We start from the raw sequence: 14,305 nt of genomic DNA, 5'->3' as shown, positions 1-14,305 counted from the left end.
TCCCCTCACCCCTGCAGCCGCTCCCAGACCTCGCGGTCGCGCGCGGCGGTCCAGATGACCGGGCGTTCGCTCCCCGACAGCTCGTCCCACAGGCGCGCCACGTCGAACGGCAGGCAGTGCTCGAAGATCGGCCACCGGCCGTAGCGGTCGGCGAGGGCGGCGTGGGCGCGGTCGAACGCCTCCTTGAGCGTCCCCCCGGCGGTGTGGACGGCGCCGACCTCGCGCAGCAGCGTGTCCAGGAAGTGGCGGGTCTGGGCGATGGCGGCGTCCACCGCGTCCCGGCCGCGCGCGACCGCGCCGCGCCCGCCGACCAGGGTCTCGGCCCCGAGGGCCGCGACCGCGTCCAGCGTGGTGGTCGCCCACCGCCGGTGGTGGGCGTCGCCGGTGTAGAGCGCGGCCTGCGACTCCACCAGGTCCCCGGCGAACATGATCCGGTGCCGGGGCAGCCAGGCCACGATGTCGCCCTCGGTGTGCCCGGGGCCGCAGTACTTCAGCACCAGGTCGCCCCGGTCGCCGCCGAGGGGGATGGTGGCGGTGTCGCCGAACGTCAGCGTCGGCCAGGTGAGCCCGGGGATGGAGTCCGGGTCCTTGAACAGGCGCGGCATCCGCCCGTACTCGCTCTCCCAGTCCTGCCTCCCGCGCTCGGCGATCAGGGCGCGGGTGTTGTCGTGCGCGATGATCACCTGGGCGTCGAAGGCGCTCGCGCCCAGCACCCGCACCGCGTGGTAGTGCGACAGGACCAGGTAGCGGACGGGCTTGTCGGTGTGCTCGCGCAGCCGCTCCAGCCAGGCGCGGGCGGCGGTCGGCGTGGCCATGGCCTCGAAGCAGACGAGGAAGTCCTCGCCCTCGATCGCGCCGACGTTGGGGTCGCCCTCGGCGGTGAGCGCGTAGACGCCGTCGGCGAGCACCTCCAGGGTCTGCCGCTTGTCGGCGAGATCCGCCGACGAGGCGAACGCCTTCCCCATGGACTCCCCCTCGCCGTTTGATAAAAGCTTTGATTATCTGGTGGGATCACTGTAACCCAGGCCACAGCAGAACGGAAGGGTAGGGTGCGGTCATGCCCGACGATCCCGGCGAACTGGACTTCCTGTCGTTCGTCGACTTCGCGGTCGCCCGGACGACCGCCGAACTGCCCTCCGTGGACGCCGACGCGATGCGGCTCAGCCTGACGCTCAGCCGCCTGGCCAGCGCGCTGGTCTACGACTGGGAGTCCACGGTGCACCGGCCGCGCGGGCTGAGCTGGAGCGGGTTCCGGGTGCTGTTCGTGCTGTGGCTGGCCGGGCCGCTGGAGGCCAAGCGGGCGGCGGTGCTGACGGGCATGAGCCGGGCGGCGGTGTCGGCGCTGGTCAACACCCTGGAACGGGCCGGCCTGGTGACGCGGCGGCCCGCCGACCACGACGGGCGCGCGGTGACGCTGGAGCTCACCGACGCCGGGCACGACGCGATCACCGGCGCGTTCCAGGAGCACAACCGGCGCGAACGGGTCCTGGCCGACTCCCTCAGCAAGCAGGAGCGGACCCAGTTGATCGGATTGCTGGAGAAGCTGATGACGAGCCCGGCCGCCGCCGAGATGAAGCGGCGTTCCTGAGGCCCGCCACCGCCCCTCCCCTCCTCCTCCCTACTTGCGCCGGCCCTTGACCTGCCAGTTGTCGATCGTCTGGGCCATGGCCTGCCACAGCCGTTCCCGGTCGGTCTTGGACAGCCCCTCCTCGGGCCCGTCGTAGTCGCGGCCCATCCGCAGCTTGACCTCGGCCTTGCCGATGGACTGCGCGGCGCGGAGCCCGGCGAAGGCGGCGTACCGGAAGTCGTTCCACGACCCGCCCAGCGCCTTCCTCAGGTCCGCGGCCTTGAGCAGGGACCCGACCTCCCGGCACAGGTCGGTGAAGCACTGCGCGACCTCGGGCGGCTCGAACCGGTGGTCGGCCGGGACGACGCCGCGGCAGGCGATCTTCTGCACGAGGGCCTTCAGGTCGGCCTTGGGCAGCCTCAGCAGGCCCGCCAGGTACCCGGCCGCGGTGTCGAGCTCCCGCTCGCCGCGTTTCACGCCGACCTCCAGCAGCCCCTTCAGGATCCGCTTGCCGGACGCGGTCGGGACGTGGCCGAGCTCGATGCGCGTGTAGCCGGGCACCCGGCCCTGCCACTGCTCCATGCGCCCCTCCTGGAGGTTGTACCTCTCCTCCAGGTAGACGGTCCGGGCGCCCAGCAGCGCCGGTCCCTCCAGCGCGCCGCTGCGCATCCCGACGTTCATGAAGTTCGTCTTCCGCTCGACCAGGTAGGCGAACAGCGCCAGCTGGGCGCGGCGGTCGCCGCCGACGAACGGCGAGCCCTGCTCGGTCCAGTACTCGGTGAGGTCGATGTCGACGTCGGGGTGGGCCAGCCCGTGCCCGGAGTCGCCGATCATGACGACGGTGGCGTTCTGGATGAGCCTGCCCTCCCGCAGCACCCCGATGAGGTCGCGGATGGCCACCACGCTGGTGTCCAGCTCCTGGTGCGCGCCGCCCTTGGCGCCGCTGCGGCGGAACCACACGAAGCAGTACGCCCGGTCCCCCTGGCCGAACTTCTCCGTCACCCACTGGGCGATCGTCTTGCCGCCGCCGGGCGCGGTCACCTGGCCGGTCCGCCATCCGGCGGGCAGCCACTCCCGGGCGAGCGCGTCGCGGGCCCGGGCGGCCGTCTCGGCGGTGGTCCCGAACGCCTCGGCGACGGCGGCGGTGCCCCGGCCGATCGCCACGCACCGCTGGACGTTCGCCAGGATCGGCGGCCGCCCGAGGGGGAAGACGCGGGCCGGGAAGTTGCCGTCCTGGGCGAGCCGGTAGGCCGCCTCGCAGTCGGTGGTGGGGACCAGGGCGACCCGGGGGTGCGGCGCGCCGCCCGCACCGTCGTAGAACCGCAGCAGGTGCGCGCGCACGTCGCGGTCGGCGTTGGCGGCCGGGTCGTAGAACAGCGCCAGGCCCATGCCGGGGTTGAGCGTCAGGGCGGCCGAGACGCCGAACATGTCGCCGCTCATGTAGGCGGCCTGCGCCAGGACGGTGTCCAGGCCGTCCGGCGGGACGTCGCGCCGGGCCAGCGCGTTGAAGCCCGCCCCGTGGTGCTTCCAGTCGATCGCCGCGACCATCACGTCCCGCGCCGGGCCGAGGTAGGTGTGGTAGAGCCGGGCGAGGTCGCGGGCGTTCCCGTCCTGGCCGCCGATGTGCGGGTGGAGCCGCTCCAGCAGGTCCCCGACGAGCTTGTAGGTCTGGTCGTAGGCCCCGACCCGCTCCTCGTCGGTGGGGTCGGCGGCGATGGTGCGCGCGTGGCGCAGGAGCCGGCGCAGGAGCTTCTCGTACTCGTCGGCCTCCTGGACCGTGGGCCGGCCCAGGACCGCCCCCGTCAGGGGGACCACCTGCCCCCGGATGTCCAGGAAGTCGTCGATCAGCCATTGCGGGAAGGGGGTGGTCATGGGGGACGCCTTCCGTCCGGGCCGCCGCGCTGCGGCCTGCCCCGCCACCGCATCCCCGCCGTGACGGTTTGTCAATGGATGATCGCGCAGAGTGGATCTCGCCGGAGGCGTTCCCGCAGGCAGCGCGTCCGCCCGGACGGGCGGCTGGCCCGACATGGCCAGGCGGCCGCCCGGCGCGGGGTCAGGTCAGCAGGATCCGCGGGGCGTCCTGCCTGATGTGGGCGGCGGCCCAGCTCCTCTGGCGCAGCGTCTCGGGGTGGCAGCGCCGGACGGCGGCCAGCAGGTCCTCGTCACCGGCCGCCTCGGCGGTCCGGTCGAGCATCTCCCACTCGACGGAGATCTCGGCGGCGCGGGTGTGGACGCGGCGCAGGTCGTGCAGCAGCGCCAGGCCGGAGGCCGGGTGCAGTCCGGCCAGTTCGGCCCCCTTGTCGCGGAGCCGCTCGACCAGGCCGGGCTCGACGGGCGGGTCGGGGTCCAGGTCGGCGCCGAGGCGGCGGGCCTCCTCGGCGATGGCGGCCAGATGGCCGCGCGACAGCTCCGCCAGGTCCCGGGCCGCCTGGTGGACCTCGTGCTCGGCCTTGTGGACGTCGGAGACGTGCAGCAGGTCGCGGGCCATGTCGTGTTCGTGGTGGTACAGGTCGCGCAGGACGCTGGCGACGGTCATCGGCGGCCTCCATGAGGGGCGGTGCGGGGCGGTGCGGATCGGCGCGCGGGGGCCGGGGCCCACCGGGGCCGCCGGGGCGCGGTCGCCCGAGGGATCGGCGATGCGGCCGTCGGATACCAGGGTGGCCTCCCGTGCGGAACGTGCTGCACGTGGTCACCTGCCTCCGCGCGCCGCTTTCAAACGTCGCCGGGGCGGGGCGGGCCGTCCGCGTCCCGGTGCCGGCCGGCGCCCTGTTCGAGGGCGGCCTCGTAGGCGCGCAGGGCGTTGACCACCGTCGCGCGTCCGGCGGGGTCGAGGCCGCGCATGACGCTTTCCCAGGCGGAGGCGCTGCCCGACAGCCACTCGCTGATCGGCGCGGTGTAGGCGGGGGCGATCGCGATGATGCGGCGGCGGCGGTCGGCGGGGTCGGCGGTGCGCTCCAGGACGCCCGGCCGCGCCAGCTCGCTCACCATGAGGCTGACGGTCGTCGGGGCGACCTCCAGCCGGGCGGCGAGCTCGTTGACGCTGGCGGGGCCGTCGTACTCCAGGTGGGCCAGCAGCGCCAGATGGCGCGGCGCCAGGTCCAGGCCCCGCAGCGCCGGGGGGATGGGCAGGCGCTTGGCGCGGCCGACCAGGCGCGGCATGAGCAGCAGCAGGGTGCGGACGGCCTCGTCGACGGCCGGACCGTCCGATGCGGTGGACATCGGCGACCTCCTCACTTACCTTTGAATACAAAGCCTTTAGGAACAAAGGAAACGAGGCCCACTGTGCCGCATCTGACCGTCCACCTTCCAGAGAACAGGCTGGCGGGCCGGGAACCCGAGCTCGTCGCCGCCCTGACCGAGGCGATCGTCGGCGTCTACGGCGCATGGGCCCGCGACCTCGTGAACATCCGGCTGGCCGGGGTGCCCGCGGGCCGCTTCGCGCAGGGCGGCGCGGCCGTGGACACCATCGCCTCGGTGGCCCTGGGCATCCGCGCCGGGGTCTTCGACCGCCCCGACGCCGCCCAGATCACCGAACGCCTCGGCACCGCCCTCACCGACGCGATCACCCTGGTCCTCGGCGAGGAGCTCCGCGCCGGGACCACGGTCGAGCTCGTGGCGTCCCCGCGGGAGCGGACGTTCGTCGGCGGCGCCCTCGCGGTGTGACGGGGCCGGTCCGCCGGTCATGAGGTGATGGGCGAGGCGATGACCACGGTGACGTCCGCCGCGTCGTCGCCGGTGCGGTAGGCGTGGGGGGCGTCCCCGGCGAAGGCCAGCAGGTCGCCGGGGCGCAGCAGGCGGGGGTCGTCGACGGGGCCCGCGGTGAGGGTCCCGGCGGCGACCAGGAGGTGTTCGATCGTTCCGGGGGCGTGCGGGACGCCGTCGAACGCGGTGTGCGGCGGCATCCGCAGCCGCCACAGCTCCAGGCCGTGGCCGCCGCTGACCCGGCGCAGCAGCTCGCGGGTCGGGCCGTCGGCGAAGACCTCGGTCGCCGTGACGTGCACGGTGCCGGGGTCGGTCGCGCGGGTGAGCAGGTCGGTGAGCGGGATGCTGAGCGCGACGGCGATGGCGTCCAGGGTGTCGATGGTGGGGTTGCCGTTCCCCGCTTCGAGCTGGGACAGCGTCGCCTTGCTCAGGCCGGTGCGGCGGGCCAGCTCCGCCTGGGTCATGCCGCGCTGCCGGCGGCGGCGCCGGATCTGGGCTCCGGCCGCCGCCGCGGCGCTGCTGGGGCGGGCGTTCACCCGGCCGTCCGGTGGGAGGCGGAGTAGGAGGCGCGCAGGCGCCCCTTCCTCAGCTTCACCGCGGTGATCGCGACGTCGGCCAGATCGGCGAGGCCGCGCACGTGGGTGCCGCCGCACGGCGCGGTGTGCAGGCCGCCGATGCTGACCAGGCGCAGCCCGTCGGGGCCGGGGGCGGCGGTGACGGGCAGGCCGTCCGCGACGGCGGCGGCCACGAACGCGCGCAGCCGGTCGGCGGCCTCCTCGCGCCGCCCCGCGTCCGACAGCGGGCCGGGGTCGTCGGGGGTGAACTCGATGCGGGCCTGGCCCGGGAAGTGGTTGCTGCCGGTGTAGGTCCAGTCCTGGGCACGTCCGGCGGCCTCGACCAGATGCCCGGCGGTGTGCAGGGCGGCGTGCAGCAGGCGCAGGTCGGCGTCGACGCGGGCCTTCGCCTCGTCGCCCGCGGCCAGGCCGTCGAGGTCCCGGACGTCGGCGTCCGCGGCGCGCAGCACCACCAGCCCGGTGGCGGCGTCGCGGACCGGGACGACCTCGCACCCGTCCAGCCAGCCACGGTCGGCGGGCTGCCCGCCGCCCTGCGGGTGGAACAGGTTGTCCCGGACCGCCACCCACGCGGCCCCGTCGTCCTGACGGCCCGCCGCGACCACGCGGGTGACGATCTCGGTGAGGTGGGTGTCGTCGAGATAGGAGGGGGTTTGTTCAGTTTGATGAACCACACGTTCAATTTACCAAACGAGTGATCACCGTTCGCCCGGCTTCCTCCCTTCGCGCCCGGTGAGGGCGGCGACGACCCAGGGGGTCAGCAGCAGGCCGACGCGTTCGGCCGCGAACCCGGCGTGCGCGCAGGGCCCGAGCAGCACGCCGGTCCCCGAGCGGAACCACCAGCCGTCCAGGTGCCGCACGGCCAGGACGCTGTCCCCGATGGCGGGGACCTCGCGCGCGTACACCCGCAGCAGGGGCGGGAGGTCGGCGTAACGGGGCTCGGCCACCCAGCCCCGGGCCCGGAGCGCGCGGGCCAGCCGGTCGAGCCGGCGGCGGGCCCGCCAGGCGTCGAGGACCGGGGAGGCGGGGAGCGTTCTCACCGCGCCGACCTCACCGCGCCAACGCGGCCGCGACCGCGCGGGCCGCCTCCAGCGCGTCGTCGGGGCCGGTGACGTCCTCCGCGTCGGCGATGAGCCGTTCCCCGGGTTCGCGGCGGAACCGCCAGCGCGGCTCCGCGCCGGTCGACCGCTCGCACGTCACCGAGATCGTCCGGCCCATCTCGGCGGGGTTCCAGCAGCGCAGGACGGTCGGGCGGAGGGTGTACTCGACGATGCGGGCGCGCAACCCCAGATCGTCCAGGGCCGCCGCCAGGGCCAGAAGTTTGTTCCTCCTGGTGATGCGGGCTTTCTCGCGCGGCGAATCGGGGATACGGTCGCACACGCGAGGCGCGTCGAAGCTCATCACCGGCCTCCCGGAGTAGTGGGTTCAGAACTTTCTGTGATCCGCCCACCACTCTGGCCGGGCCGCCCTACGGTCCGGAAGTGGGTGAAGTGATACGCGGTCCCCTGTATCGCAGGAGCGAACATGCCTCGTCAGAACGCCGAACGGCGCGACATCGATCCTCGGTCCAGCGCATGGGCTCTCTACGCCTACAAGCTGCGCAAGTACCGCGAACGTGCGGGACTCAGCCGAACAGAGGTAGGCGAGGCGTGCGTCGTCTCGCCCAAGCTCATCGCGGCCATCGAGAACCTGCACCGCCTGCCGGGTGAGCAGCTCAGCGCAAGCCTGGACAAACTCCTCGATGCGGATTTCTTTGAGGATCAGCACCACCAGATCCTCCGGGAGGCCGCCATCCCTCCCGGCTTCTTCAAGTACATCCAATTCGAGGGGGACGTCGCTTCACTGCGCATCTACGAACCGATGCACATCCCGGGCCTCTTCCAGACCGAGGCAAGCGCACGCCACATCCTGGGGCAAGGACAGCGCAACCAGTACCTGGAGGAGGTGGTGGCTCTACGGCTCGGCCGTCAGGACATCCTCAACCGCGAACCACCACCACTCATCATTGCCCTGATCAAGGAAGGCGTGTTGCATGACACCATCGGCACCCCTGAAGTCATGCGCGAGCAGCTTGCCCACCTCATCGAACTCGGCCACCGCCTGGACATCCACATCGAAATCCTGCCGTTCGGCTCTCCCGTCTACCCTTCCGGAGCTTTCAACATCCTGGGCTTCGGCGAAGGCGACGACATGGCCTTCATCGAAGGCGCAGGGAGTCGGGGTCACCTACTCACCCCCTCCCCCGAGGTCAAAGCCCTAAGAGAGACATTTGACCGCGCTCGTGGACATGCTCTGCGGGGAGCCGAATCCGAGCAGTTGATCAGATCCATCATGGAGGATCTATGAACAACGCGTCTCCCCAGTGGCGCAAGTCCAGTTACTCGACCGCGGAAATCGACAGCACCTGCGTCGAGGCGGCCATACTCCTCACGGAGGTCGGGTTGCGCGACTCCACGGATCCCGAGGGGCCGCACCTTCGTGTCGCCCGTGGTGCGTTCGCCGAGCTGGTCGGGCGTTTGAAGGAACGCCGGTAACCGCCGCCGTCCGGCGGAGTGCGCCTACATCCTTCGAAGGATCTCGAAAGTCGTGCCGCAGGAGGGCGACCGTCGTACGCCGGGGTTCGTAACGTTCAAGGACCGCTGAGACGGGGCGGTGACCTTACGTTCCCCGGGAGATCCCATGCGTCGGTTCGGAGTCGTCGTGTTGTTCGCGCTCGGTGCGAGTGCGGTCGGCGCGTGCGGGCTGGTCCCCGACCGGTCGTTCGAGGACGACCCCGCGCTGACCGGGCGGATCACCTCGGTCCGGCTGGAGAACCGTTCCGGTGATGTCACGGTGCGCGGCACCGACGACGGCACGGTCTCGTTGCACCGCAGGGTCGCGTACACGACCTCGCCTCCGGACGGTCCGACGCATCGGGTGGAGAACGGCGTGCTGGTCCTCGGCGACTGCGGCGTCAACTGCGAGGTGGACTACACCGTCGTTCTTCCGGAGGGCACGCCCGTCAGCGGCTCGACCTCCCACGGCGAGATCGCCCTGACCGCCGTGGGGACGGTGGACGTCGTCACCGGCAGCGGCGACGTCACCGTCACGACCGCCGTCCCGCAGGACGTCCGGGTCAGGACCTCCAACGGCGAGATCGCGTTGACGGTCCCGCGCGGCTCCTACCAGGTGCGGGCCCAGAGCAAGAACGGCGACCGGAACCTCCGGGTCCCGCACACGCCCGGCGCGGGCCGCCGGATCGACCTCACCACCGGCAACGGAGACATCACCCTTTCCCCCGCCTGAGTCATTCACGTCGCGGCGTTGGCAGACCTCGGGGTCGAAGACCGGTGGCCGTCCACCACGACGGCGAACAGGGGCAGCTCGTTCCGGGTGACGCGTCCGGCCGGACCGCTCGGAGGACCGGCGGTCGGGCGAGGTGGCTACTGGGTGCGCAAGGCGGTGGTGTGCGCTCGGAGGTGCTCGGTCATCTGCTGTAGATAGTCGTTCAGCAGCGCCAGTTCCCGGTCGTCGTAGCGGGCGTACATGGCCTGGAGCTGCCGGGCGAGCGGCTGGAACGCCTCCTCGATCTCGGCCGACCGCAGCGGGACGAGGATGACCTTGCGGCGGTCGTGCGGGTCGGGCTCGCGGCGCAGGAGGCCGCGGCGTTCCAGCCGGTCGACCACACCCGTGACCGAGCTGGGGGTCAGACCGGCCAGCTCCGCCAGGCGGCCCACGCTCATCGGGCCGGTCTGGTTCAGCAGCCCGGCGCACTGCTGGTCGATCACCTGCAACCCGAACCGGGAGGCCGCGGCGGTCGACAGCCCCATCATCGCCAGGTGCAGCAACCGGCCCTGCACCGCCAGCCGGGTGAGCGCCTCGTCCCTGTCGAACCGCCCCTGGAAGTCACCAGACGTCATGGAAGCGAATCCTATCGGCTTCGAATATCACGACTTCCGTGTATTACGAGGATCGTGATATCAATGATCTTGGTTCGACCGGCCCCTCTCCCATGCGGCACGTCGGAAGGACCAAGACCTCCCGAAGCGACGAAAGGCTTCCCATGCGTTCACCCAAGCCGGCCCGCGCGATGCTGACGATCCTGGCCGCCAGTGCGGCGGCCGGCGGTCTGCTGACTCTGACGGCGCCGGCCGCCAGCGCCCACGGTGGCTGCGGCAACCAGGGCTACGTCGTCATCAACGACGGCGGCGGCGCCGAGCCCCCCTCCAACGTCTACGGCCACAGCCACACCACCGGCGAGCACTACGTCCACCACGTGCGCCGCAACTCCGACGGCACCAAGACCCGCCACTGGTACGAGGACAACGACACCAAGCTGCTGCCCGACCGCGACAAGCCCGACACCCCCTACCGCACCGACAAGTGCGCCCTGAACGTCATCCCGTGATGCAACCTCCCGCGCCCGCCGCCCCGCGTGGCGGGCGCGGGAGCGCCCCACGCTCCCGCGCCCTGGTCGCGCGCTCTGGCGCCTTGACGCTGCCCGCCGTCGCGATGGTCGTGACCGCTCTGCTGTCCGGCTGTTCCTCCGCGCCTTCCCCGGATCGTTCCGGTGCCACGACCGGCCCCACGGCAACCACCGGCAGCGGTTCGCCCGCCGCCTCCGCCGCCGTCAAGCTCACCGAGCTGCCCAACGGGTCCTGCCTGGCCAACGACCGGTTCCTGCGCCCCGACGGCACCGTCCAGACCGTCGACTGCAAACGCCGGCACATGTACCGCACCTACGCCTCCACCGACCTGCCGCCGGAGATGCGCGACGGTCCCTTCCCCGGCTACCAGAAGGTCTACGACTTCACGCTGAAGTTCTGCGACGCCGAATTCGCCAAGCTCTACAAGGGACCCGCGGGCAAGGACGGACGACCGGTCGAGTACCTGATCGCGCCGATGGAGAAGGTGCAGTGGCGTCCCGAGGAGAAACGCGTGGTCTGCGCCACCATGGCCAACCCCAACGCCTGAGGCGCGGCTCCAGGCGCCCAGGGTCCGAACTGGACGGGGGCCACCGCGAACGGGCCGCACCCGGCGGTACATCGTGCGGTCGTTGAAGTCGCGGTGCTCCTTTTCGGCCCCGACGGCCCCTGATGAGCGTGTGCGGTCGGAAGGGCGTCCGGGTCGGTCTTCACACGCCGACCATGGGCGCCCTTCACCGCACCCCGTTCAGTGGTCTCCCATCGACGATCTGGGCGGAGCCCTCCGGCGTCCCGTCCAGGGGGCCGAGCGCGCCTCAGGTGCCGTTGCGGGTGCTGGGGGCCGGGCCGTTGACCACGATGGCCTGGCCGTCGCGCAGCGTTCGGTGGGCGGTGCCCCGCGAGCGGTAGAGGTCGGCGACGGTGCCGAGGATCTCGGTCTCGGGATGGCCAGGGGAGTCGATGTGCGGCACCACGACGAAGTCGAGGACGGCGAGGCCGTCGAAGCGGGCCGGGGCGCCATAGGCGGTGCGCACCGCACGGGGACCGTCGCACCGCTCCAGCCCGTTCAGGTCAGGGGCCAGGACACAGACGCCGGCGCTGTAACCGGCATAGACGACGGCGTCCTGCCGCAGCAGCTCGATGATCGCGCGGTCGGCGCCGCTCCTGGCCAGGGCGTGCCGTAGGACGAACACGTTTCCTCCCCTGACCCAGAGCAGCGGGAATTCGCGGAGCGCGGCCGCGACCCGGCCCGGGTCCTGGTCGAAGAACGCGCGCAGGTCGACTTCGACCGGCCGCAGGCCGAGGGCGGCGAGTGCCTGGATCTCGCGCTCGACCGCGGCCCGGCGCTCGGCGTCGGGCAGGGCGTCGACAGCGTTGGCGATCACAGCGGTGCGAGCCCCGGCGGGATCCTCCAGCAGGCCCAACATCTGTTCGGGATGGTCCCCGATCCGCCAGGAGGACAGATACATGCGCACCCGAGAACCCTAGGACACCGCCGCCCCGGCGACAGATCCCCGCCAGGCCCTTCGGGGATCACCGAAGGCGGGACCTAGGCCGTGTTTCAAAGCCCTGGCCCACGGTGCTCGCCTGGCGGCTCGCACCTCACCAGGGCTTGGCGAGCGCGACATCGCTTCGCGATCTGACCTGCGGGCCCTCGCCTCCGGCGTCGGGCCCGCAGGTCAGGTAACGCGCTCGCGTGCGCGGCTGAGGCCCACTTTGAAACAGGCCCTAGGCGGGGTCCTCCTGCGGCCCGTCCAGGACGCCGTTGACCATGTACCTGGCCAGGGCGTGCGCGGTGTCGGCGGCGGAGGGCCGCAGCGGCCCGGTCACGAGGGTGAACAGGGCTCCGCCGTACAGGGTCATCAGCGCCCGCACCTGCTCCGGGGAGGTCGCGAGGTCCAGCGCGCGGTGGTGGCCGACGACGGTCCGCAGCGTCGCGGCCCCGATCTCCGACAGCGTCTCGCCGAGGACGGGCCTGCGGTCGGCTTCCAGGTGGAGTTCGAACATGGCCCGGAACCGGGTGCGCCGCCGGGTCGCCGCCTGGTGCAGGGACCGGCCGATGAGGTCGGCGAGCCCCTCCCGGTCGAGCCCCCCGGGCGCGACGGGCACCGCCTCGACATCCTCCCGCATGTCCTCCAGGTGCAGGTCCACGACGCGGCGCGCGGCGGCCCGCAGCAGCTCGTCCCGGTTGCGGAAGTAGTTCGACGCGGTGCCGCCGGGCACGCCCGCCACCTCGTCGACGGCGCGGTGGCTGAGCTGGTGGATGCCCCGCGTGCCCAGGACCTCGATCGCGGCGTCGGCGAGGGCTCGGCGGCGGAGCAGGTTCTCTGGAGGCGTCACCCGTCCTGTCTTACCGGAATCCGGGAGCCCGAGCGGCCACCCGGGGGGCCGACACATGACACTACTACAATAGTACTACTTTAATAGTGACAAGGAACGGCCAACGGTGAGGGGACGCGCACATGGGCAACGAGCTGACGGCAACGGTGATGGGTGTGGCTCGTTCTCAGGAAGCCATCCGTCCAGCTCAGCGGAGTCCTTGTGGAAGAGCCGCACCCGTCGGCGAACGCGCGGGCGAAGCTCCGCTCGTACAGTTCCCGGCCGGTGTGCATCTCTCTGATGGCCCAGCTGCCGCTGCGCAATGCCGCCAGCGCGGTGCGCTCGGTCTCGGCGTCCAGGCGGGGCCAGGGCGTCCACGGCCGGGAGCGGACGGGCGCGCCGCCGTACACGGCGGGTTCCCGTTGGCCCGCCCTGCCGCGCAGCGCCTCAGCCATTCCCCATCCCTCGGAAGATCCGGTGGCCACTGCGACGTCCGCCATAGTGATCATCGGGGGTCCCCGGCGATATCCGCGATCGGCCGCCCGGAGGTGCGGACGATCGGGCGGGCCGAACTGCGCCCGACACCGGTATCCCGCCCGTTCCGGCCGCCGCTCTACGCTCCAGGTCCCAGCCGCGACGCGGAGGAGAGACGCGCATGCCGTTCCCGCAGACGCACGGTTTCCTTTTCGACGACGGGCCCCGGGGGCGTGTGCTCGACGTCCCCCGGTACGCGTTCGAGGTCGCTTTCGCCAAGGCCCGGCGGCGCAATCCGCCCTTCCCGCCGTGGTGGCGGAGGTACGTCGGCTCCTGGCAGACCTTCGCACCCGAGCGGGCCGGGCCGTCCGCGAACGACGCGCGGGAGCGGCCGCTGATCTTCGGTCTGTGCCAGGCGTGGAACGAGGACGACGTGATCTACGCGACCGTCCGCAACCTGTTCGGCCAGGGTGTCGACGAGGTCTTCGTCATCGACGACGGCTCCGACGACGACACCGCCGCCGAAGCCGCGGCGGCCGGGGCGACGGTCCTCCGGCAGCCGGCCGGCGGGGCCTTCAACGAGGTCCGCCGGACCGAGCGGATCGCGCGGGTGATCGACGAGCGGACGGCGTCCGCGGGCCGCCCGCTGTGGTGGATCATGGTGGACGCCGACGAGTTCCCCCGCGGTCCGGGCCGGAGCACGATCCGTGAGCTCGTCGGCACGCTCGCGCCCGAGGTGGACACCGTCGGAAGCCGCGTGCTGGAGCACTATCCGAGCCGGTCCTCCGCCCCGGAACCGCGCCATCACCCGATCGACGAGCTGCGCATGGCCCGCCCCTACCTCAACCCCGCCTGCCCCGCCGGGCACTGGAAGCACCAGCTGCTCCACGTCCGCGCGCCCGGCGACCTGCGGTTCAGGATGGGACGGCACACCATCGCTGCCCCGCCCGACCGCAGACCCGTCGTCGAGAGCCGGTCGTCGCTGCTGATGCACCACTTCCCGCTACGCGGCCGGGAGCGGACCGAGCGCCGGTTCCGGCAGGCCACCGCCCGGTCCGGCCGCTACGGCGCGGGCTCGGACAAGCTGGTCGGGCAGCGCACGGAGCTCAGGTTGCGCATGCTCGAACTGGCGTACGAGGAGAAGTACGAGCTGATGCCCGCCATGTTCCCCGGCCAGCGGAACATCGGGTTTCCCGTGCACGACTGGCGGGAGCTGGTCGAACCCGCCGAGCGGGAGCCGCACCATCGTCCCGGACTGCCCCTGTGAC

19 protein-coding genes are annotated in these 14,305 nt (G+C 72.3%); 8 read left to right on the top strand and 11 right to left on the bottom strand.

The genetic code is table 11. The features are described from left to right. Positions 1–5: 5 nt before the first annotated feature. Positions 6–965, bottom strand: coding sequence for an MBL fold metallo-hydrolase (locus HNR61_RS33025; protein ID WP_182847057.1), 960 nt, complete (start codon positions 963–965; stop codon positions 6–8). A gap of 92 nt (positions 966–1,057) precedes the next feature. Here HNR61_RS33025 and HNR61_RS33020 point away from each other — a divergent pair, with 92 nt between their 5' ends. Then, positions 1,058–1,588 carry a MarR family winged helix-turn-helix transcriptional regulator gene (locus HNR61_RS33020; protein WP_067811940.1) on the top strand — a complete coding sequence of 177 codons (531 nt, stop codon included), beginning with the start codon at positions 1,058–1,060 and terminating at the stop codon, positions 1,586–1,588. Positions 1,589–1,618: 30 nt separating this feature from the next. Here the strand turns inward: HNR61_RS33020 and HNR61_RS33015 are convergent, their stop codons facing one another. The 3 genes from HNR61_RS33015 to HNR61_RS33005 all read right to left on the bottom strand — a co-directional run bounded on the left by HNR61_RS33015 (position 1,619) and on the right by HNR61_RS33005 (position 4,786). Beyond that, positions 1,619–3,439, bottom strand: coding sequence for a hypothetical protein (locus tag HNR61_RS33015; RefSeq protein WP_182847056.1), 1,821 nt, complete (start codon positions 3,437–3,439; stop codon positions 1,619–1,621). Between the two features lie 181 nt (positions 3,440–3,620). Beyond that, entirely contained in the window at positions 3,621–4,103 is a 483-nt protein-coding gene (locus tag HNR61_RS33010; RefSeq protein ID WP_182847055.1) for a hypothetical protein, read from the bottom strand. 176 nt (positions 4,104–4,279) lie between these two features. Next, positions 4,280–4,786, bottom strand: coding sequence for a MarR family winged helix-turn-helix transcriptional regulator (locus tag HNR61_RS33005; protein WP_182847054.1), 507 nt, complete (start codon positions 4,784–4,786; stop codon positions 4,280–4,282). Between the two features lie 63 nt (positions 4,787–4,849). Here HNR61_RS33005 and HNR61_RS33000 point away from each other — a divergent pair, with 63 nt between their 5' ends. Then, positions 4,850–5,230 (top strand): tautomerase family protein, encoded by a 381-nt coding sequence (locus HNR61_RS33000; RefSeq protein WP_182847053.1) that lies wholly within the window; start codon positions 4,850–4,852, stop codon positions 5,228–5,230. A 17-nt stretch (positions 5,231–5,247) separates the two neighbouring features. Here the strand turns inward: HNR61_RS33000 and HNR61_RS32995 are convergent, their stop codons facing one another. From HNR61_RS32995 to HNR61_RS32980, 4 genes are read right to left on the bottom strand one after another with little or no spacing between them, the layout of a single operon-like run. Further along, the gene (locus tag HNR61_RS32995; protein WP_182847149.1) at positions 5,248–5,805 is read right to left on the bottom strand and encodes a helix-turn-helix domain-containing protein; all 558 of its coding nucleotides are present in this window, start codon (positions 5,803–5,805) and stop codon (positions 5,248–5,250) included. Next, a complete protein-coding gene (locus tag HNR61_RS50165) occupies positions 5,802–6,515 on the bottom strand; it encodes an alanyl-tRNA editing protein (RefSeq protein ID WP_220510062.1) in 714 nt (237 codons plus the stop codon). Before HNR61_RS50165 ends, HNR61_RS32995 begins: the two co-directional genes overlap by 4 nt. Positions 6,516–6,539: 24 nt before the next feature. Further along, positions 6,540–6,881 carry a hypothetical protein gene (locus HNR61_RS32985; RefSeq protein WP_182847052.1) on the bottom strand — a complete coding sequence of 114 codons (342 nt, stop codon included), beginning with the start codon at positions 6,879–6,881 and terminating at the stop codon, positions 6,540–6,542. A gap of 10 nt (positions 6,882–6,891) precedes the next feature. Continuing rightward, positions 6,892–7,242, bottom strand: a complete 351-nt coding sequence (locus HNR61_RS32980; RefSeq protein WP_182847051.1) for a hypothetical protein — start codon at positions 7,240–7,242, stop codon at positions 6,892–6,894. A 123-nt stretch (positions 7,243–7,365) separates the two neighbouring features. Between HNR61_RS32980 and HNR61_RS32975 the strand changes: the two genes are divergently transcribed. The 3 genes from HNR61_RS32975 to HNR61_RS32965 all read left to right on the top strand — a co-directional run bounded on the left by HNR61_RS32975 (position 7,366) and on the right by HNR61_RS32965 (position 9,126). Then, on the top strand, positions 7,366–8,187 hold the full coding sequence (locus HNR61_RS32975; protein WP_182847050.1) for a helix-turn-helix domain-containing protein: 822 nt from the start codon (positions 7,366–7,368) through the stop codon (positions 8,185–8,187). Then, entirely contained in the window at positions 8,184–8,375 is a 192-nt protein-coding gene (locus HNR61_RS32970; protein WP_182847049.1) for a DUF397 domain-containing protein, read from the top strand. The genes HNR61_RS32975 and HNR61_RS32970 overlap by 4 nt, the downstream gene beginning before the upstream one ends. Before the next feature lie 145 nt (positions 8,376–8,520). Beyond that, positions 8,521–9,126, top strand: coding sequence for a DUF4097 family beta strand repeat-containing protein (locus HNR61_RS32965; RefSeq protein WP_182847048.1), 606 nt, complete (start codon positions 8,521–8,523; stop codon positions 9,124–9,126). Positions 9,127–9,263: 137 nt separating this feature from the next. On the opposite strand, the gene HNR61_RS32960 is transcribed toward HNR61_RS32965, so the two are convergent. Then, positions 9,264–9,740 carry a MarR family winged helix-turn-helix transcriptional regulator gene (locus tag HNR61_RS32960; protein ID WP_182847047.1) on the bottom strand — a complete coding sequence of 159 codons (477 nt, stop codon included), beginning with the start codon at positions 9,738–9,740 and terminating at the stop codon, positions 9,264–9,266. 143 nt (positions 9,741–9,883) lie between these two features. Here HNR61_RS32960 and HNR61_RS32955 point away from each other — a divergent pair, with 143 nt between their 5' ends. Both HNR61_RS32955 and HNR61_RS32950 read left to right on the top strand, forming a co-directional pair. Beyond that, positions 9,884–10,228 carry a hypothetical protein gene (locus HNR61_RS32955; RefSeq protein WP_182847046.1) on the top strand — a complete coding sequence of 115 codons (345 nt, stop codon included), beginning with the start codon at positions 9,884–9,886 and terminating at the stop codon, positions 10,226–10,228. Positions 10,229–10,311: 83 nt separating this feature from the next. Next, positions 10,312–10,794 (top strand): septum formation family protein, encoded by a 483-nt coding sequence (locus tag HNR61_RS32950; protein WP_182847045.1) that lies wholly within the window; start codon positions 10,312–10,314, stop codon positions 10,792–10,794. Between the two features lie 265 nt (positions 10,795–11,059). On the opposite strand, the gene HNR61_RS32945 is transcribed toward HNR61_RS32950, so the two are convergent. Further along, on the bottom strand, positions 11,060–11,713 hold the full coding sequence (locus tag HNR61_RS32945) for a Type 1 glutamine amidotransferase-like domain-containing protein (RefSeq protein ID WP_246444289.1): 654 nt from the start codon (positions 11,711–11,713) through the stop codon (positions 11,060–11,062). 259 nt (positions 11,714–11,972) lie between these two features. Then, the gene (locus tag HNR61_RS32940) at positions 11,973–12,584 is read right to left on the bottom strand and encodes a TetR/AcrR family transcriptional regulator (protein WP_182847043.1); all 612 of its coding nucleotides are present in this window, start codon (positions 12,582–12,584) and stop codon (positions 11,973–11,975) included. Positions 12,585–13,218: 634 nt separating this feature from the next. Between HNR61_RS32940 and HNR61_RS32935 the strand changes: the two genes are divergently transcribed. Continuing rightward, a complete protein-coding gene (locus HNR61_RS32935) occupies positions 13,219–14,304 on the top strand; it encodes a glycosyltransferase (protein ID WP_182847042.1) in 1,086 nt (361 codons plus the stop codon). Position 14,305: the final 1 nt, after the last annotated feature.

This window comes from Actinomadura kijaniata, from assembly GCF_014138665.1.
Classification (GTDB): Bacteria; Actinomycetota; Actinomycetes; order Streptosporangiales; family Streptosporangiaceae; genus Spirillospora; species Spirillospora kijaniata.
The sequence above is the reverse complement of the archived record's forward strand: the minus strand, read 5'-3'. Positions and strand labels throughout refer to the sequence as shown.